This is a genomic window from Streptomyces sp. NPDC004788 (genome assembly GCF_053601115.1).
Genome location: NZ_JBSGBF010000011.1, coordinates 65,008 through 83,902, shown reverse-complemented (window position 1 = coordinate 83,902; position 18,895 = coordinate 65,008). Strand labels below are relative to the sequence as shown.

General features: G+C 73.4%; 12 protein-coding genes and 1 pseudogene. 2 read left to right on the top strand and 11 right to left on the bottom strand.

Annotation, left to right across the window (positions count from 1 at the left end; genetic code table 11):
• The first annotated feature begins 18 nt into the window (after nt 1-18).
• The gene (locus ACWEJX_RS08055; protein WP_451606684.1) at nt 19-696 is read left to right on the top strand and encodes a hypothetical protein; all 678 of its coding nucleotides are present in this window, start codon (nt 19-21) and stop codon (nt 694-696) included.
• Nucleotides 697-701: 5 nt separating this feature from the next.
• Here ACWEJX_RS08055 and ACWEJX_RS08050 read toward each other — a convergent pair whose 3' ends face one another.
• The 4 genes and pseudogenes from ACWEJX_RS08050 to ACWEJX_RS08035 form a co-directional block, all read right to left on the bottom strand.
• The gene (locus ACWEJX_RS08050) at nt 702-2,735 is read right to left on the bottom strand and encodes an ATP-binding protein (RefSeq protein WP_451606683.1); all 2,034 of its coding nucleotides are present in this window, start codon (nt 2,733-2,735) and stop codon (nt 702-704) included.
• 17 nt (nt 2,736-2,752) lie between these two features.
• Nucleotides 2,753-3,328: pseudogene (locus ACWEJX_RS08045) on the bottom strand (DUF4255 domain-containing protein); the annotation flags it as partial.
• 7 nt (nt 3,329-3,335) lie between these two features.
• Entirely contained in the window at nt 3,336-5,354 is a 2,019-nt protein-coding gene (locus ACWEJX_RS08040) for a VWA domain-containing protein (RefSeq protein WP_451606682.1), read from the bottom strand.
• A 157-nt stretch (nt 5,355-5,511) separates the two neighbouring features.
• Nucleotides 5,512-6,141 (bottom strand): response regulator transcription factor, encoded by a 630-nt coding sequence (locus ACWEJX_RS08035; protein WP_451606681.1) that lies wholly within the window; start codon nt 6,139-6,141, stop codon nt 5,512-5,514.
• A 248-nt stretch (nt 6,142-6,389) separates the two neighbouring features.
• Between ACWEJX_RS08035 and ACWEJX_RS08030 the strand changes: the two genes are divergently transcribed.
• Nucleotides 6,390-7,727, top strand: a complete 1,338-nt coding sequence (locus ACWEJX_RS08030) for a COG1470 family protein (protein ID WP_451606680.1) — start codon at nt 6,390-6,392, stop codon at nt 7,725-7,727.
• A gap of 21 nt (nt 7,728-7,748) precedes the next feature.
• On the opposite strand, the gene ACWEJX_RS08025 is transcribed toward ACWEJX_RS08030, so the two are convergent.
• The 7 genes from ACWEJX_RS08025 to ACWEJX_RS07995 all read right to left on the bottom strand — a co-directional run bounded on the left by ACWEJX_RS08025 (nt 7,749) and on the right by ACWEJX_RS07995 (nt 18,684).
• Nucleotides 7,749-8,582: an eCIS core domain-containing protein gene (locus tag ACWEJX_RS08025; protein WP_451606679.1), complete on the bottom strand. Its 834-nt coding sequence runs from the start codon at nt 8,580-8,582 to the stop codon at nt 7,749-7,751.
• A gap of 159 nt (nt 8,583-8,741) precedes the next feature.
• Nucleotides 8,742-10,922 (bottom strand): RNA polymerase recycling motor ATPase HelR, encoded by a 2,181-nt coding sequence (helR, locus tag ACWEJX_RS08020; protein ID WP_451606678.1) that lies wholly within the window; start codon nt 10,920-10,922, stop codon nt 8,742-8,744.
• A 120-nt stretch (nt 10,923-11,042) separates the two neighbouring features.
• Nucleotides 11,043-12,029, bottom strand: a complete 987-nt coding sequence (gene meaB, locus ACWEJX_RS08015) for a methylmalonyl Co-A mutase-associated GTPase MeaB (RefSeq protein ID WP_451606677.1) — start codon at nt 12,027-12,029, stop codon at nt 11,043-11,045.
• A 4-nt stretch (nt 12,030-12,033) separates the two neighbouring features.
• Nucleotides 12,034-14,208 carry a methylmalonyl-CoA mutase gene (scpA, locus tag ACWEJX_RS08010; protein WP_451606676.1) on the bottom strand — a complete coding sequence of 725 codons (2,175 nt, stop codon included), beginning with the start codon at nt 14,206-14,208 and terminating at the stop codon, nt 12,034-12,036.
• Nucleotides 14,208-16,025, bottom strand: a complete 1,818-nt coding sequence (locus ACWEJX_RS08005; RefSeq protein WP_451606675.1) for a methylmalonyl-CoA mutase family protein — start codon at nt 16,023-16,025, stop codon at nt 14,208-14,210. The genes scpA and ACWEJX_RS08005 overlap by 1 nt, the downstream gene beginning before the upstream one ends.
• 92 nt (nt 16,026-16,117) lie before the next feature.
• Nucleotides 16,118-17,479 carry an SMI1/KNR4 family protein gene (locus ACWEJX_RS08000; protein ID WP_451606674.1) on the bottom strand — a complete coding sequence of 454 codons (1,362 nt, stop codon included), beginning with the start codon at nt 17,477-17,479 and terminating at the stop codon, nt 16,118-16,120.
• Nucleotides 17,480-17,535: 56 nt separating this feature from the next.
• On the bottom strand, nt 17,536-18,684 hold the full coding sequence (locus tag ACWEJX_RS07995; RefSeq protein ID WP_451606673.1) for a DNA gyrase subunit B: 1,149 nt from the start codon (nt 18,682-18,684) through the stop codon (nt 17,536-17,538).
• Between the last annotated feature and the right edge of the window lie 211 nt (nt 18,685-18,895).

The following is an 18,895-nucleotide window of genomic DNA, read 5'->3' as shown; positions in this document are numbered from 1 at the left end:
GACATCGAGGAGATGGTCGTGGTCAGCCGTGTCGATTCCAAGCTCAACCAAGCGGTGCAAAGGGTACTTGGTCACGAGTATCCGTGGAGTCCTGAGGAATGTGCGTCGGTTGAGGAGCTGAACGTCCGCCAGGCGCGTAGTCTCGACGGCCTCGATCAGTTCGGATCACTGCGGAGACTGATTCTCAGTGGATGCGACCCGGTGTCACTGGACGACGTGAAGGTTCTGAGTCGGCTACGCATCTTGCGGGTCGAAGACAGCGCCCTGCGTGAACTTTCCGGTATCGAATCACTGCCTCTGCTGGCCGCCACGCTACGGCGTGACTTCATCACCGACCTGACGCCGCTGCTCCGGGTGTCATCGCTGCTTGAGGCCGACGTCGTAGGCAATCCGCTCTCGGAGTACTCGTATCGGGAGGTGATTCCGCAACTCCTTGCGGCCGACTGCCGAGTGACCTTCTCCGGAGAGTTGGAGTGGCGTACCACCGCCCGCCTGCATGCCGAAGGCGTGCCCGTGTCCGTGTACTCGGACGGATCGGACTTCCGGCTCTGCCGGCCGGGGCTCGCGCTGACTGACGCCCCTCAATACGAGCATCCCCTGGTTTCCGAAGCCGAGGTGAGGAGTCTTCTGACCGGAGATCCGCAAGCGGCATACGTCCACTTCGAGGAGGAAAGCCAGGACGCCGGCTCTTCCTGACGCCGCTACGGCTGCTCGGTCGACGCGCCTGTAGCGAAGGGGGCTGCAGGCGCCAGCAACTCCGCGTACCGCCCGAACTCCGACTCCAGCGTCAGCCGCCCCAGCTTCTGGTACTCCCGCTGCACCGCGTGGATCAGCATCCCCATCGTCACCGCCCCACCCGCCTCCGCCGCCAGATACGCCGCCGTCACCGCGATCGACCTGATGTTGCCGCCCGCCAGCTCGAACGCCTCCGCGCAGAACTCCAGGTCCAGGTCGGCCGCGCGCGGGAGGTGGGGGCCCAATGACCGGTCCCAGAGCAACAGGCGCTGAGGGGCGTCGGGGACCGGGAAGTCGACGATCAGGTCGAGGCGGCGGGTGAAGGCGTCGTCGAGGTTGGCGCGGAGGTTGGTGGCGAGGATCGCCAGGCCGTCGAAGGACTCCATACGTTGGAGGAGGTACGCGGACTCCACGTTCGCGTAGCGGTCGTGGGCGTCCTTGACCTCGGAGCGTTTGCCGAAGACGGCGTCCGCCTCGTCGAAGAGGAGGACGCCGTTGACGCCCGCCGCCTCCGTGAAGATGCGTTCCAGGTTCTTCTCCGTCTCGCCCACGTACTTGTCGACCACCGTCGCCAGGTCCACCGTGTACAGGTCGAGCCCCAGGTCCGCCGCGATGACCTCTGCCGACATCGTCTTGCCGGTGCCGGAGTCGCCGGCGAAGAGCGCGGCCACGCCGCGGCCGCGGCCGCCGCCCGGGCGCATGGACCAGGTGCCGAGGACGTGGTCGCGGTGACGGGCGCGCGAGGTGAGTTCGCGGAGTTGCGCCGAGGTGTCGGGCGGCAGGACCAGGTCGTTCCAGCCGACCGTCGGTTCGATGCGGCGGGCAAGCCGGTCCAGGCCCGCCGCGTTCTGGGCGCGGGCGCCGGCGCGGACGTGCGCGGCGGTGACCTCGCCGCCCTCCAGGCGGGCCGTCTGGACCGCCGCCCTCGCCGAGCGGACGACCTGCTCGGGGGTGAGGAGGAAGGGGGCCAGGAGGGACGGGACGTCGAGGGGCACGGGGACGCCCGCGCTTCTCGACCACAGTTCCGCCCGCGCCCCTGGCTCCACCCTCGGCGCCCGGACCAGCAGGGGCGGTCCCGACGACCAGCCGGCGTCCCACGGTATCCGGCCCACCAGGAGCAGCGGTACGGGCGCCTCCGTCAGGGCCCGCAGCAGCGCGGGCCGTTCCCGGGCCACCGCGTCCAGCGGCGCCGCCACCAGGCCCGCCCCGGTCAGCCGGGCCTCCCGTACCAGTGACCGGATCGCCTCCGCGGGCGCCGGGTCATCGGCGAGCCGGGCCAGGTCGACGCCGAGGGTCCGCCGCCCGGCGGCCTCCAGGGCCGAGGCGGCCAGCGCCGTGCCCGCACCGCCCTGGTCCTCCTGGAGGTACACGAGCCGGACCCCGTCGTCCAGGACCCGGGCGAGGGCCGCCGGCTCGCCCACTCCCGGCAGGGCCTGCCACGGCGCCCGTACGTCCGCGAGCCGCGGGTCCGGGGTGTCGTCGCCGAGGAGGTGCGCCGTCACCCGGTCCGGCACCCGCAGCGCGCGGCTCAGGAACGGCCGGTCCAGGTCCTCCACGAGCAGCAGCCCGCCCGCCCGCAGCGGCGCCCGCGCCCCGAGCCGGGCCCGCGCCTCCCGGTCCGCCGCCGGCACCCCGCACAGCCCGAGCGCGAGCCCGGTCGACGGCCGCCGCCGCGTCACGTCGTCGTTCAAATAGCCGTAGAACGATTCGAAGCGGTCGTCCAGGTCCGGCAGCAGGGCGATCAGGAGGATCTCGACGTCCAGGGGCGTCAGGCCGAACTCCTCCGTCAGCCTCGCCAGCAGGCCACCCCGCGGCGGCGGCAGCGGCGGCTCCACCGGCAGCACGCGGGGTCCCGCGAGCAGCCGCTCCACCGCCTCCTCCGTCAGATACAGACCCCGGAACGCGTCGTCCGGATCCGGGTCCACCGCCCGCCGCGCCTCCACCGCGCCGCGGATCCGCAGCTCCAACCTCTGGGCACGCGCCAGCAGTTCCGCCGTCACTGAGAGGTTCCCCCACGTGGTTTCTCGCCGACCCGCACGCTCATCCCGTCCTCGCCGACCGGCGGCCCCGCCTCGTACCGCGGCGACGCCGTCAGCGGCACGCTCACCACCAGGTCGAGCGAGGGCTTCAGCTCCCCGCCCAGCGCGCTCCACACGTCCGCGAAGGACCGGTCCTCCGGCGGTGGCAGCGCGATCGACATGGGCACGGGCGCGCCGATCTCCTCAAGGGTGCCGGTCAACCGGGCAGGCGGCAGCGCGTCATAGCGCAGCAGGCACGCCAACAGGGAGGAGAGCAGGCGGTGTTCGTCCTCCGGGCGCTTCGTCCAGGCGGTGATCAGGTACGAGAGCTTGAAGAAGCGCGGCGGGCGGTGCCGGGCCACCACCGTGCCCCGTTCGTCGTACTCGTTGTGCAGGCCGCGCGAGCGGCGCTTCATGTCCTCGCGGATGTCGTACAGGTACAGGTTGACCATCGGCGCGTTGACCTTCGCCGCCCACTCGCGGGTGGGCGCGTCGAAGACCACCGCCACCTGGCCGCCGCCCAGGACCTCGGCGCGGATCAGCGACCGCAGCACGTCGTCGACCTCGTGGATCATCGGACCGTCACCCCCGCTCCGCGAAGTCAGGTGGCTGCAGGGCGTGTTGGACGACGAGTACCGGGGCCTTCAGCCGCGGCAGCCGCGGCACCTCCGCCCACAGCTCCCGCGGCCCGAGCCGGTCCCTGCGCAGCACGAGCACCTGTGCCTCGAAGGTGCCGTCGGGGCCGACCCGTACCGGAGACGTGTCCGCGGTGAGACCCACCGACCACACCAGGCGGACGGTCGCGCCGGGCGGGTAGTCCGCGCCCCGGACCACGACGGTCTCGCCGGGCCGGAGGACGCTCGGGGTGACGTCGAGCCGCGGCTGGAGCACCTGCAGCCGTGCCGTGGCCGTGTTGTTGCCGCGCCTCGGGTCGAGCAGGATCCCGCGCACGCTGCCCTGCACGGAGCCGGTCAGCGCCGCCCCGTACACCGCCGTCTGCGTCACCGTCAGGCGCCCGCCGGGCGGGATCTGGCAGGGTGCGACGGCGGTGCAGTCGGAGACGGCGCCGAGCTGCCGGCCCGGAGAGTCCGGCCAGGTGGAGTCGAGGACCACGCCGCGCGCAGTGTCGGGGCCGGCGTTGGTGAGCGTGTACGTGGCGACCGCGGCGCGGCCGGTGTACGCACGGGCCGGCGCGAGGCGCAGGGTGACGGCGAGGTCCGCCGACGGCGGCACCGGCGGCGGCAGCACCCGGAAGACCGCGGTGTCGGTTCCGGTGTTGCCCGCCTTGTCGGTCGCGGTGCAGGTGACCGTGGTCTCGCCGACCGGGAACAGCGATCCGGACGCCGGGGTGCACTGCGGCGTCAGCGGGCCGTCCACAGCGTCCACGGCGGTCGCCGTGTAGTCGATGTGGGTGCCGGAGGCGGAGATCGCGCGGGCCGTGCGGTCGTCGAGGGTGACGACCGGCGCGGTCACGTCCTTCACGGTGATCGAGATGGACTCCGTGTACGCCGGGTCGGCGGCGGCCGCGGGACCGAGGTTCGGCGAGTTCGGCGGCCGGGTGCCGAGCAGGAACTCGACCGTGCAGGTCAGGGTCCGGCCCTGCGGCGCGTCCGGGTGGACGGTGATCGTCTCGTCGAAGCCGGCGACCTGTCCGCTGACCACGTCCCGCACCGGCGGGTCGAGTGCCACGGTCAGCCCCGGGTCGCAGGCGGTGAGCTGGTGGCCGACGCTGGTGGGCAGGTTGGTGAGGCCGCGGACGACGGCCTCGGCGACCTGGTCGGGCACGATCCCGGAGAGCTTGGTGCCGCCGGTGGCCTCGATGATGCGGGTGGCGTTGTTGGGAGTCGTGTGGTCCTGGTAGTTCGGGTCGCCCGCGTCCCCGGTGCCGTCGAGGCCGTCGCCGATCTTCGTGTCGACGTCGACGCCGACCACCCGGATGTTCTTCTCCTGGAGGGCGGAGATCGTGTCCTCGAGGGTGTGCCCGTTGCTGGGGTTGTGGCTGGAGGCGTCGCCGATGAGGACGATGACGGGGCTGGAGTTCTCCCGGAACACGGTCTTGCCCTCGGCGCCCTGGGAGACGTTCCAGAGCCCGTTGATGAAGTCCTCGGTCGGGCCGGGGCCGCCGCCCATCGTGTGGTCGAGTTTGTTCACCCCGGCCTGGATCAGGTTGTCGTCCTGTGTGAGCGGGGCGGTCACGCTGAATCCCGCGTTCGGCGGGTTGCCCTTCTGGTCGCCGTAGGTCGCCACGGCGAACCGGGCGTCCGGCTGGGAGTCGCGCACCCTCTTGACGATCTGCGGCAGGCCGCCGCGTACGTCCTGGATGGCGTCGCCCATGCTTCCGGTGCCGTCCACCAGGAGCACCACCTCGGGCATGGGCGGCACCGGCGGGGTGAGCACCTGTTTGGCCACGGGCAGCGACTGGCCCGGGGCGAGCTCCGCGGTGACGACGGCCGGCGTCACCGGACCCGCCGGACCGTCCTCGGCCGGGCGGAGCGCCGGCACGGTACCGGCCGTCCCGGCGGCGACCAGCAGCAGCGCGAGGGCGACGATCCGCCCCCGCCGCGGTTCCCCGTTCCACCGGAACGGCGGTGACCAGCGCACAGTGCAGCTCCCTACGCCTCGCCCACGACGACCCTTGCGACCACGCGAGGATCCACCCGCACGCCCTGGATGTCACGGCCTCCGCGTCCCCCGCGGGGGAAGGAAGGACTGCCCCAAGGGGCAAGCGACGAAAGCAAGTTGCTCGCAGACGGCCGATTCAGATGAGTCCCTGACGCATCGCGTACGCCACCGCGTGCGAGCGGTTGCGCAACTGCAGCCGGGTGATCACCGCGTGCAGCACGTTCTTGATGGTGCGCTCCGAGTACGACAGCTTCGCGGCGATGTCCGCCGTGTCGTACCCCTCCGCGACCAGGCGCAGCACGTCCACCTCGCGCGCCGCGAGCCCCGTGAAGTGCAGCCCGCGCGGCGCGAGGACCTGGCCCTGGAGCCGGCCGACCTCCTCCAGGAGGCGTCCCACCAGGTCGGCGGGGAGGTGTCCGGCGCCCTTCGCGACCGTGCCGATCACCTGCACGAGATGCTCAGGGGTCGCCTCCGCCCGCCGGATCACCCCGGCGACCCCGCACTCCGCGGCGGCCACCAGCTTCTGCTCGTCGATGTCCCGCGTCACGAGCACGGCCCGCGCGGTGCTCGTTCGCCTGATGTGCCGTAAGAGGCGCAGCAGTTCGTCGTCGACGGCGTCCACGACGAGCACCACGACCTCGGGTTTCGGGTCCACGTCCGTGCCCCAGTCCGTCACCAGGATCTCGGGCCGGGTCCTGAGCTGACTCGTCACCCCCGCCTGGGATATCGGGTCCTGGGCCCGTAGTGCCACGGCTGTCCGCTCCATGATCTCTCCCCCCGGAGATAGAGACCGAGCCGGTGTCACAGGGGCCCCGGTGCACTCGGTCGCAAGAGTGAGAACGCGATAGAACGCAGGCAACGCCTGCTGACGTCAACCTCACACGTCGTCAGGTGGCTTGGAAATGCACCTACCCACCCCGGCGGAAACGGAATCGTCGCGAGGGCACGGTATCTGCCCGAAAGTGTTCCTCCCCGGTCGCTGCTGCACGGGCGGGCCGCTTCTACGGTGCGCCCATGAGTCTTACGGCACACCTCGACGCCGCGTCCGTCACTGCCGCACCGGGCGAGGAGACGCGCCTGCCCCTCCAGGTACGCAACTCCGGCTCCACCGTGGAGGAGTACCGCTTCGAGGTGGTCGGGGCCTGCGCCACCTGGACGACGGTGGAACCGGCGACGCTCTCCCTCTATCCCGGAAGCTCGGAAACCGCCACCGTCATATTCCAGCCACCCCGTGATCCCTCCGTGCCCGCCGGCGAGACGCCGTTCGGCATACGGGTGGTCCCGACCAGCGACCACGCGGAGCCGGTCGTGCCCGAAGGCCGGGTCACCGTGTCGCCGTTCACGGAGGTCACGGCCGAGCTGGTGCCCCGTGGCTCGCAGGGTGCCCGGGCCGGCCGGCACAAGGCCGCGGTCGACAACCGCGGCAACGCTCCCCTCACCGCGATCCTCTCGGCCGTGGCCGCCACCGAGCAGACCCAGGTCTCCTTCACCCGCAAGGAGCTGCGGATCGAGCCCGGCCGGGCCGCCTTCACCGAACTGCGCGTCAAGTCCACCAAGCGTCTGTGGCGCGGCACGCCCCTGACGCACACCTTCCAGGTGCTCGTCACCCAGGCCGTCCCCGAGGGCGAGGAGCCGCCGGCCCCGGTCGTCCTCGACGGCACGTACCAGCAGCAGCCGCTGCTGCCCCGCTGGCTTCCCCGGGCGCTCGTCCTGGCCTGTGTGCTCGCCCTCGCCCTGGTGGGAGCCTGGTACGGGCTGCTGCGGCCGGCCGTGAAGTCGGCGGCCCGCGAGGCGATCACGCCCGAGGTCATCGCCTCCGCGACGGCGAGCGCGAGCCCGGGCAAGGGCGGGGGCGGGGCGTCGGGCGGCGGCGCGGGCGGCAAGGACGGTGCGCCGACCACGGCGCCGCCCACCTCGGCCGCCCCGACCCCGTCCGCCACGGGCAGCGCCAAGCCCAAGCCCGCGGCCAAGCCGCCCGCCCCGCCGGCGCCGACCAGCGCCCAGGTCCTGGTGCGGGACGCGGTCGGCGGCGGCGCCGAGAGCGGCACGGCCCTCACGGTGGCGGACGGCAAGACCTTCCGGCTCACCGACATCGTGGTCCAGAACCCGCAGGGCGACGCGGGCACGGTCGTGGTCCGGGCGGGCGACCGCCGGATCCTGACCCTCGCCCTGGAGAACTTCCGTGACTCCGACTACCACTTCGTCACCCCGGTCCTGGTGTCCGCCGGGGACGCGGTCACCCTGACCGTGGACTGCCGCAAGGTCGGCCGCCCGGTCGGCGCCCCGCAGCCCGACCGGTGCTCGACCTCGCTGTTCCTCGGCGGCACCCTCCAGAGCAACAAGTCCTCGTGACACTCGGAGCCTGACGAACCATCAGGATTCGGGCGCCGGCTCTTCCTCCTCGGCGCCCGAATCCGCCTGTCGCTGCACGAACGAGCCCTGCACGTCCGCCGGTTGCTCGTCCTCGTCCTCCGTCGCCGCCCGCTGCACGGAGGGACCCGCGGGGGCCGTGGGAGCGCCGGCCGGCGCCGTCTCGGCCGCGGGCGCCGGGGCGGCCAGGACCCGGTCCGCGTTGGCGACCGCCTCCCGCTCGTGACGGTCCGAGGGATCGCTCACCCGGATCCCGCCCGGCGCCTCGGTGCCCTCGACCGGGCCGCTGCGCTGCTGGATCACATGGGTCAGCTCGTGCGCCAGCGTCGTACGGCCCTGCGGCGAGGCCGGGTCGTACGCCTCCCGCTGGAACACCACGTTGTTGCCGACCGTGTAGGCGTGGGCCCCGATGCCCTTGGCGGAGGCGTCGGCGGCGGTGTCGGTGTGGATCCGTACGTCGGAGAAGTCGGCGCCCATCCGGGACTCCATGTCGGCGCGGGTCTCCGTGTCGAGCGGCTGCCCGCCCGAGGTGATCACGTCGTGCACGGGGGAGCGCTCGTCGGCCCGCTCCTCCGTCTCCCCGGCCGCCGCCCGGCTGCGCTGCACCATCGCCCCGACGGCCCCGTTGCCCACGGCCCGCTGGAGCGCCCCGAGCCCCGACGCGCCGACGACGTCGGTACGCCCGGCCGCCGCGGCCTCGTACAGCCGGGCCGTTCCCGGGCCCGCGCCCTCCTGTTCGTGCTCGTGCCGGTGCTCGTGGTCGGCGTGCTCCGGCTGCTGGTCGCGCTCCGGCTGGTGCTCGTGCTCGTGGTCGTGTTCGAGTTCGTAGGCGCTCATCGTCGGCTCCCCGAGGACAGAGGACAACGGAAGGTGGTCACCGCCGGGGCCGGCCGGCCCCGGCTTCCAGCCTCGCCACCCGCCGCTGCCCCGTCCAGGTCCCTCCCGGGCCGCCGGGGGCAGGAAGCGCTGCCCGTTCGCGCACCACCACTCGCGCGGTCAGGCGCTGGTGAGCACGACCAGCCGCTGGGTGGCCCGCGTCATCGCCACGTACCGGTCCACCGCGCCCTCGATGCCCGTGCCGAAGCGCTCCGGGTCGACGAGCACCACCAGGTCGAACTCCAGGCCCTTCGACAGCTCCGGCGTCAGCGACCGGACCCGCGGCCGCTCCCGGAAGTCCGGTGCGCCGATGACACAGGCGACGCCCTCGGCGTGCTCCGCCAGCCAGCCGTCGAGCACCGCGTCCAGGTCGGAGACCGGGCCGTGCGCGACCGGGATGCCGCTGCTGCGCACGGAGGTCGGCACGTTGGCGTCGGGGAGCGCGGCCCGGATGGCCGGCTCGGCCTCCGCCATGACCTCTTCCGGCGTACGGTAGTTGATGCCGAGCGAGGCCACCTCGATCCGGTCGAGGCCGACCCGGTCGAGCCGCTCCCGCCACGACTCCGTGAAGCCGTGCCGGGCCTGGGCGCGGTCGCCCACGATGGTGAAGCTGCGGGACGGGCAGCGCAGGAGCAGCATCTGCCACTCGGCGTCGGTGAGTTCCTGCGCCTCGTCGACGACGATGTGCGCGAACGGGCCCGCGAGCAGGTCGCGTTCGGCGTCCGGCAGCTCGGAGTCGTCGACCAGGCTGACCTTGGCGTCCTCCCCGCGCAGCATGGTCACCAGGCCCTCGCCGTCGTCACCGTCGGCGCCGGAGGAGGACACGGCCTGGATCAGGTTGTCGACGACCTTCGCCATCTGCTCGCGCTGCGCGGCCAGGGCCGCCGCGCGCCGGCGCTGCCGCAGCCCCGCCTCCGGGTCGCCGAGCCGCTGCCGCGCCGCGTCCAGGAGCGGCAGGTCGGACACCGTCCAGGCGTGCGGCTCCGCGCGCTGCAGCTTCCGTACGGCGTCGGGGCCGAGCCACGGCGCGCACAGCCGCAGATACGCGGGTACGGACCACAGGTCGCCGACCAGGTCGCGCGGATCGAGGACCGGCCACGCGGCGTGCAGGATGCCGGCCAGCTCGCGGTCGGCGCGCAGCGCCCTGCGGAAGAGCGCCTCCGGCACCTCCACGTCGGGCCCGGCGAGGCCGATCTTGTCGAGCAGGATCGTGCCCAGCTCCTCCCAGATCCGCTCGCGCGCCTCGTTGTGCGGGGTGCCCGGTTCCGGCGCCCCGAACGCCTCGGCCCAGTCGTCGGCGGTCACCCGCACGTCGGACCACGGGGTGCTGACCGTGATCGTCTCGGTCGGCGGCTCCTCGTAGAACCGCACGCCCACCTCGATCGCGTGCACCATCCGCGCGTCGGCCTTCAGCCGGGCCACGTCCGGATCGCTCTCCGGCACCGCGTCCGCGCCCTCCGGCACGAGGTCGCGCACCGTGCAGGTCCGCACGCCCTCCTCGCCGAGGCTCGGCAGGACGTCGGAGACGTAGTCCAGGTACGGCTGGTGCGGGCCGACGAACAGCACGCCGCCGCGCCGGTGGCCGAGCCGCGGGTCGGAGTAGAGCAGGTACGCCGAGCGGTGCAGCGCGACCACCGTCTTGCCCGTGCCGGGGCCGCCGTCGACGACCAGGGCGCCGCGCGAGCCGGCCCGGATGATCGCGTCCTGGTCGGACTGGATGGTGGCGAGCACGTCCCGCATCTTCGCCGAGCGGTTCCCGCCGAGGCTCGCGATGAAGGCCGACTGGTCGTCGAGCGCGGCATGCCCTTCGAGGCCCTCGGCGGTGAACACCTCGTCCCAGTAGTCGGTGATCCGCCCGCGGGTCCAGCGGTAGCGGCGGCGGCTGGCCAGGCCCGACGGCCGGGCGTGGGTGGCGGCGAAGAACGGCTCGGCGGCCGGCGCGCGCCAGTCGAGCAGCAGCCGTCGCCCGGTGCTGTCGGTGAGCCCGAGCCGGCCGATGTAGACGGGCTCGCCGCCGTCCGCGCCGACCACGCGCCCGAGGCACAGGTCCAGGCCGAAGCGGCGCAGGGTGCGCAGCCGGGCGGAGACGCGGTGGATCTGCTGGTCCCGCTCCAGCGCCTCCCGGCCGCTGCCGCCCGGCGCCCGGCGCAGGACGTCGAGCTGCTCGGACAGCTCGGCGACGGCCTGCTCCAGGCTCTCCGCCACGGCGGCGAAGTGCTCCTCGTCGGCGGCGATCAGAGCGGGGTCGTTCTTGGCGGAGAGGTCGTCGGACAGGGCGAAAACGCTGGTGAGGGCGGTCATGGTCGTTGATTCTGAGCCACGAGGGGGGCCTTGCGGCAAGGCCCCCCATGCGCTATACGTTAAGAAGGGCGAGGAACGGTGGACCGTTCTCGCCCTTCGTGTTGTCGCGCTCGCACCCGGCTACGACTGCCGGTCCCCGAACGCCCCCAGGATCCGCTCCGCCGCGAGCGTCGCCGTCAGCTCCCCGTCCCGCACCTGCCGCTCCACCTCCGGCGTGAGCGCCCGGACGGCCGGATCGGCGTGGAGCCGCGCGAGCAGCTCGTCGCGGACCATCTGCCAGGTCCAGTCGACCTGCTGCTCCCGGCGCCGGGCGGCGAGCCGGCCGGTTGCGTCGAGCAGCGTACGGTGCTGCTCCAACCGGGCCCACACCTCGTCGAGCCCGGTCGACTCGCGGGCGCTGCAACTGAGCACCGGAGGCGTCCAGATGGCGTCCCGGCCGTGCATCAGCCGCAGCGCGCCCGCCAGTTCACGGGCGGCGGCGCGGGCGTCGGGCGCGTGCGCGCCGTCCGCCTTGTTCACGGCGACCACGTCCGCGAGTTCCAGGACACCCTTCTTGATGCCCTGCAGCTGGTCGCCGGTCCGGGCGAGCGTGAGCAGCAGGAAGGAGTCGACCATGTCGGCCACGGCCGTCTCCGACTGCCCGACGCCGACCGTCTCGACGAGGATCACGTCGTACCCGGCGGCCTCCATCACCACGATGGACTCGCGGGTCGCCTTGGCGACGCCGCCGAGCGTGCCGGCGCTGGGGGAGGGCCGCACGAAGGCGGCCGGATCCACCGCGAGCCGTTCCATCCGCGTCTTGTCGCCGAGGATCGAGCCGCCGGTGCGGGTGGAGGACGGGTCGACGGCGAGGACCGCGACCCGGTGCCCGAGGCCGGTCAGCATGGTGCCGAAGGCGTCGATGAAGGTCGACTTGCCGACGCCGGGCACGCCGCTGATCCCGATCCGCCGGGCCCGGCCGCCGTACGGCAGCAGCCGGGTCAGCAACTCCTGGGCGAGCACCCGGTGCTGGGGCCGGGTGGACTCCACGAGGGTGATGGCGCGCGCCACGAGGGCGCGCTTGCCGTCCCGTACACCCTTCTCGTACGTGTCGATGTCGATGGCCATGGGATCAGGCGTCGTGCCCCAGGTCGGCCGCGAGCCGGCGCACCAGGTCCGCGGCCGCGTCCGGGATGACCGTGCCGGGCGGGAAGACCGCGGCGGCGCCCATCTCCAGGAGGACCGGCACGTCCTGGGGCGGGATGACCCCGCCGACCACGATCATGATGTCCTCCCGGCCCTCCGCGGCCAGCTCGTCCCGCAGCGCGGGGACGAGCGTGAGGTGACCGGCCGCCAGGGAGTTGACGCCCACGATGTGGACGTCCGCCTCGACGGCCTGCCGGGCCACCTCGGCCGGCGTCTGGAAGAGCGGGCCGACGTCGACGTCGAAGCCCAGGTCGGCGAAGGCGGTCGAGACCACCTTCTGGCCGCGGTCGTGCCCGTCCTGGCCCATCTTGGCGACCAGGATGCGGGGCCGCCGGCCCTCGGCCTCCGCGAAGGCGTCCACCAGGGCCCGGGTGTCGTCCACGTTCGGGGACGCGCCTGTCTCGTTCCGGTACACGCCGGAGATCGTACGGATCTGCGCCGCGTGCCGCCCGTACACCTTCTCCAGGGCGTCCGAGATCTCGCCCACCGTGGCCTTCGCGCGGGCGGCGCGCACGGCCAGTTCGAGCAGGTTGCCCTCGCCGCCGGCGGCCCGGGTGAGGTCGTCGAGCGCGTCCTGGCAGGCGCGTTCGTCGCGCTCGGCGCGCAGCCGGCGCAGCTTGTCGATCTGCTGGGCGCGCACGGAGGAGTTGTCGACCTTCAGCACCTCGATCTGCTCGTCGCCGTCGACGCGGTACTTGTTCACGCCGATGACCGGCTGCCGCCCCGAGTCGATGCGGGCCTGGGTGCGGGCCGCGGCCTCCTCGACGCGCAGCTTCGGGATGCCCGCGTCGATGGCCTGCGCCATGCCGCCGGCCGCCTCGACCTCCTGGATGTGCTGCCAGGCCCGGCGCGCCAGGTCGTACGTGAGCCGCTCCACGTACGCGCTGCCGCCCCACGGGTCGATGGTCCGGGTCGTGCCCGACTCCTGCTGGATGAGCAGCTGGGTGTTGCGGGCGATGCGCGCGGAGAAGTCCGTCGGCAGGGCGAGCGCCTCGTCGAGGGCGTTGGTGTGCAGCGACTGGGTGTGGCCCTGGGTGGCCGCCATCGCCTCCACGCAGGTGCGGGTGACGTTGTTGAAGACGTCCTGGGCGGTGAGCGACCAGCCGGAGGTCTGCGAATGGGTGCGGAGCGAGAGCGACTTGGGGTTCTTCGGGTCGAACTGCCTGACCAGCTTCGCCCAGAGCAGCCGGGCCGCCCGCAGCTTGGCGATCTCCATGAAGAAGTTCATGCCGATCGCCCAGAAGAACGACAGGCGCGGCGCGAACGCGTCCACGTCCAGGCCCGCCTCGCGCCCGGCCCGCAGGTACTCGACACCGTCGGCGAGGGTGTACGCCAGCTCCAGGTCGGCCGTCGCGCCGGCCTCCTGGATGTGGTAGCCGGAGATGGAGATCGAGTTGTAGCGGGGCATGTTCCGCGAGGTGAAGGCGAAGATGTCGGAGATGATCCGCATCGACGGCTTCGGCGGGTAGATGTAGGTGTTGCGGACCATGAACTCCTTGAGGATGTCGTTCTGGATGGTCCCGGCGAGCTTGTCCGCGGAGACGCCCTGCTCCTCCGCCGCCACGATGTAGAGCGCGAGCACGGGCAGCACCGCGCCGTTCATCGTCATCGACACCGACATCCGGTCCAGCGGGATGCCGTCGAAGAGCTGGCGCATGTCGTAGATCGAGTCGATCGCCACGCCCGCCATGCCGACGTCGCCCGTGACGCGCGGGTGGTCGCTGTCGTAACCGCGGTGCGTCGGCAGGTCGAAGGCGACCGACAGGCCCTTCTGGCCCGCCGCCAGGTTGCGCCGGTAGAAGGCGTTGGACTCCTCGGCGGTGGAGAAGCCCGCGTACTGCCGGATCGTCCACGGCTGGTTGACGTACATCGTCGGGTACGGGCCGCGCAGATACGGCGCGACGCCCGGATACGTCCCGAGGAAGTCCAGGCCCTCCAGGTCACGGCCGGTGTAGAGCGGCTTGACCGGGATGCCCTCCGGCGTCTCCCACGTCAGGTCGGCCCCGCCCGACGCCCGCTTGAGGGCGGCCCGCCACTCCTCGGCGCTGCCCGCCGCGGAAGGGGACCCGAGGCCGATCCCGGTGAAGTCGGGGATTCCCATCACGACACTCCCATGCGGTCGAGGGCGGCGGAGAGGACGGCGACGGCGTCGCACCCCGCGAAGACGTACGAGTCGACACCCGCGTACGAGGCGGGGCGGCCGGCCAGCGACACGTGCCCGGCCCCGGCGGCCCGCAGCGCGGCGGCCTCGGCCTCGGCGCGCTCCTCGTACAGGGCGTCGCTGGAGCACAGGCACGCCTCGGCGGCACCGCTGTCCGCGAAGGAGCCCTCGGTGACGGGCTCGATGCCGCCCGCCTGGAAGAGGTTGGCGGCGAAGGTGAGCCGGGCGGTGTGCGCGGCGGCGGAGCCGAGCGCGGCGAGGTAGACGCGCGGGCGGGCGCCGGTCGCGGCGAGATGGGCGTCGGAGCGGGCGCGCAGCGCCTCGTACGCCTCGTCGCGGCGGACACGGGGGAGGCCGCCCGTCGGTGCGGCGGGGGCGGGTTCACGGACCACCGGCTTCTCGCCGAGGTGCGGGAACTCGCTGACACCGGTGACGGGTTCGCGGCGCTTGGCGAGCCGCTTGGTGCGCGCCTCCCAGGTCGCGGCGAGCCGCTCGCCGACCCGGCCGGAGCGCAGCGCGGCCGCCTGGCCGCCCGAGCCCTCGATCTCTTGGAAGAACTCCCAGGCGGCGTGGGCGAGTTCGTCGGTCAGCCGCTCCACGTACCAGGATCCGCCGGCCGGGTCGATCACCCGCGCGAGGTGCGACTCCTCGACGAGGATCGTGGAGGTGTTGCGGGCGATCCGGCGCGCGAAGGCGTCCGGCAGGCCGAGCGCGTGGTCGAACGGGTGGACGGTGACGGACTCGGCGCCGCCGACCCCCGCGGCCAGCGTGGCGACCGTGGTCCGCAGCATGTTCACCCACGGGTCCCGGGCCGTCATCATGACGGACGAGGTCACCGCGTGCTGCAGCTGCGCCCCGGCCGCCGGAGCGCCGCAGGCCTCCGCGACGCGCGCCCACAGCCGGCGCGCGGCGCGCAGCTTGGCGATCGTCAGGAACTGGTCGGCGGTGGCCGCGTACCGGAACTCCAGCTGCCCCAGGGCCTGCTCGACGCTCAGCCCGCCGTCGGTGAGCGCCCGGAGGTACGCCACACCGGTGGCGAGCGAGCAGCCGAGCTCCTGCGCGGCCGAGCCGCCCGCCTCGTGGTACGGCAGCGCGTCCACGGTCAGGGCGCGCAGTCCCGGGTACGACTCGGCGCTCAGCCGGGCCAGCGCGACCGTGGCGGCGAACGTGTCGCCGTCGTACGCCGAGCCGGTCCGCGCCTCGGTGCCGAGCGGGTCGGCGCCGAGGTTGCCCCGGGCTGCCTCGGGGGCCACCCCGCGCCGCTCGTAGAGGCCGAACAGCTCCGCGGCCGCGGCGGCGGTGTCGGCTCCGGCGTCCAGGACGACCGGCGCCAGGTCCAGGTACACGCCGCGCAGCGCCCGGTCCAGGTCGGCGACGGGGATCCCGCCGGCGCCGACGGCCAGCCACAGCGACGTGACCCCGTTCTCCAGGTCCGTGAGCACCGCCTCGCCGTCGGCCACGGCGTGCCGCTGCCGCACGTCCCAGCCGCCGGCGGTGTTGCCCTCGGCGCGCCCCGCCCGTACGAACGGGGCGAATCCGGGCAGCCCGGCGTCCGGCGCCGCGTCCCCGGCCGTGTACAGCGGCCGGGCACTCAGCCCGTCCTCCAGGGCGCTCGCCAGCGCCTCTTCGGCGTCGCTCTCGGGGACGTCCCTGCCCGACCTGCTCAGCACGCCCGCCACGAGGCGCTGCCACTGCGCATGGGTCGCTGCGGGGAAGTCGGCGGCCAGCGAAAGGCCGTCGTCAGGCAGCACAGTCATGTCCGGATGCTAGCCAGACGCACAAAGGAGCAGTACGCCGATCAACTGTGACCTTGACCTCCTTGATTGCGCGCGGCACTCCATGCATGGGGTCAGGCCGCGGGGCCCAGGTCGCCGTCGAGGAGCGTCTGCGCGATCCGGGGCCGGTCCCACAGCGCCAGGATCTCGTTCGCGAGGTCCACGACCGGCAGGTGGTCTCGGCCCCGCTCCGCGATGGCGGCGGCCTTCAGGCCGCGGGGGACGGCTCCGGCGTCCAGGAGGGCGCGCCACTCTCCCGCGCCGAGCTCCAGGAACTCAAGACCGGTGAGGCCGGCGACCTCAAGGGGGTCGGCCAGCGCGCCGGGCGAGGCGGTCAGTGTACGCAGGCGGGGCAGCCCGGCGACGGGCGCGAGACCGAACGGCGCGCCGTCACCGTCCGGGGCCGCGACGGTCAGCACCTCCAGGGCGGGATGCGCGGCGGCCTCGACGCTCGCCAGACCTCCGGTGCCGACCCTGGCCACGGCCGGCTGCTGGTCCCGGCGGCTGCCAGGACCTTCCTCCCGCAGCCGGCCCAGCACGAAGTCGGTGAGGGAGTCGGCGACGAGCTCGGCGCCGAGGCTCTGCTCGTGGTCGACCAGGACGACCTGCCCGAGGTGCCCGCCGGGGCCGGGTGTCAGGTCGACCGCGAACGTGTCGCCGCCGTTGCTGCCGAAGCCGATCCAGCCCGGTGACCCGGCCAGAGCCTGCACCGCGGCGTCGGGTGCGGCGCAGACCGCCCGCGTCGCGCAGAAGCCCCAGCGGGAGTGTCGGAGCGCGCCGTCGATGCTGAACAGGTCGTCCAAGCCGCACAGTTCGCAGCCGACCGCACCTTCGACGCGGACCGCCGCGTCGAAGTCGTCGCCCCAGTCCACCCGCGCCACCCGGTAGAGCACCTTGAGCTCCTCGGACAGCGTCACACCGAGCCGCGCCTCGGCGGCGGCGATCTCCTCCTCCGTCACACCGACGGCTCCGGGCAGCCGTTCGCGCAGCGTCCGCTCCAGCAACTCAGGATCCGCCGAAGGCGCGGGCACCGCCCCGGGCACCGGATCGGGACGACGGAGCCAGGGCTCGGGAAGAGCGCCATCCACCAGGACGAGCACCCCCTGGTCCGGGTAGCCGACAGCCGCTTCCACGGCCGGGCTCGGCCAGACCAGCCCGAGCCTGGTCCTCCCGTCCGGCCGGACCTCCGCCCGGAACGCGACCTCCTCGACGCCGCCGCGCGCGAGCTCCCGCTGTATCTCCCGCACCGCGGCCCGCGCCGTCGCCGACATGGCTCCCGGGTGGGCAAGGCTCCAGCCGGTCCGCCGGATGCGTCCTGCCACCCGCGCCGACCGGCCTGCACGCCGCTCCGTGTCCTGGCCCAGCATGAGCCGCAGCACGGGCTCCCAGGTCGCGAAGGTGTGCAGCGATGACGAGGGGAGTGTCTGATCCACCATGCGGCAGACCGTACGCGGAGCCACTGACAGTGGGATGCGTGACGGCCGTATCGGACCTAGCCCTGACGGGCGGCCCGAACGATCCGGCCCACGAGGGCGGCGGCCTGCTCCGGATGCCGTCCCAGCCATGCGCCGAGCCCCTCCCGCACGGCCTGCTCGACGCAGCGGCGCACCGCGGTGCCGCCGAGCACCCCACGCGTGGCGCCGTGGAACTCGGGAGTGTCCAGCTTCACCGACACGACCGCTGTGAGGCCCACGCCGACGTGGGCGGCGCCCGGGTCGGGGTCCGCCGGGGCGAGCAGCCGCTGCTCGCGCGCGTACGCGCCGACCGCGGCGGCCATGCCGTCGCGGAACCCCTCCTCGTGCGTGCCGCCGTGAGGGGTGGGGCAGCTGTTGGCGAAGCTCCGGAGCTGTTCCTCATGGGGGTCGCTCCAGCGCAGGGCCACCTCGACGGAACCCGCCATGCGTGGGTCCTCGTGCTCGAAGGCGACGACGTCCAGGTGTGCCCCGATCCTCCCGTCCAGGAACGCCACGAAGTCCCGTGCCCCGCCCGGATACCGCAGCCGCTCCGAGCGCGGAGCGCCGCCCGGAGCGCGTTCGTCGGTCAGCGTGATGTCCAGGTCCCGGTTCAGGAAGGCCAGTTCCCGAAAACGCTCCGCGAGCGCGTCGTAGCGGAACTCGACCGTCTCGAAGATCTCCGGGTCGGGGCGAAACGTGATCTCGGTTCCGCTTCCGCTCGCCGGACCGGCGGCGGTGGGCGGGGCGAGCGCGACGCCTCGCGCGTATTCCTGGACCCAGCGCGTCCCGCCGCGCCGCACCTCGGCCCTGAGGCGGCTCGACAGGGCGTTGGTGACGAACGGCCCGACACCGGCGAGTCCCACCGGTACGTCTCGGCGGCCGTACGGCCGCGCCCCGGCGTAGAACGTCGTCAGCAGGGCTTCGAGACCCCGCCCGTCGGAGTCGCCGTCGGTGTCCGCGTCATCGGCCACGCGTACGCCTCCGTCGGCCAGGAGGGTGACGGCGACCGAGCGGGCGCGGCCCGCCACGACCTCGTTCACGGCCCGGTCGGCGACCTGGAACACGAGCTGATGCAGCCCGTGTCGGCCGGTCGACCCGACGTACATGCCGGGCCGCTTCCGAATCGCCTCCCACCCCTCCAGCACCTGAATGCGGGTGGCGTCGTACGTGTGGGCGTCCTCGCTCACGAAGTCCCCTCCGACAAAGTCCGGTTGTGCCGGCCAGCCTAGGTCGAATCGAGAAGAACAGCAGGTCAGGGAGGTTTCGCCGAGGGGATGAGGCGCAGCGGGAGGGCCTGTCGGCGGTCGCTCGGCGTCAGGACCCGCACCCCGGTCCCGCAGTCCGGCCGAGAGCCCGTTCTGGCCCTGCCGGCCCTGTTCTCCGGCGGTCCCGACGCCC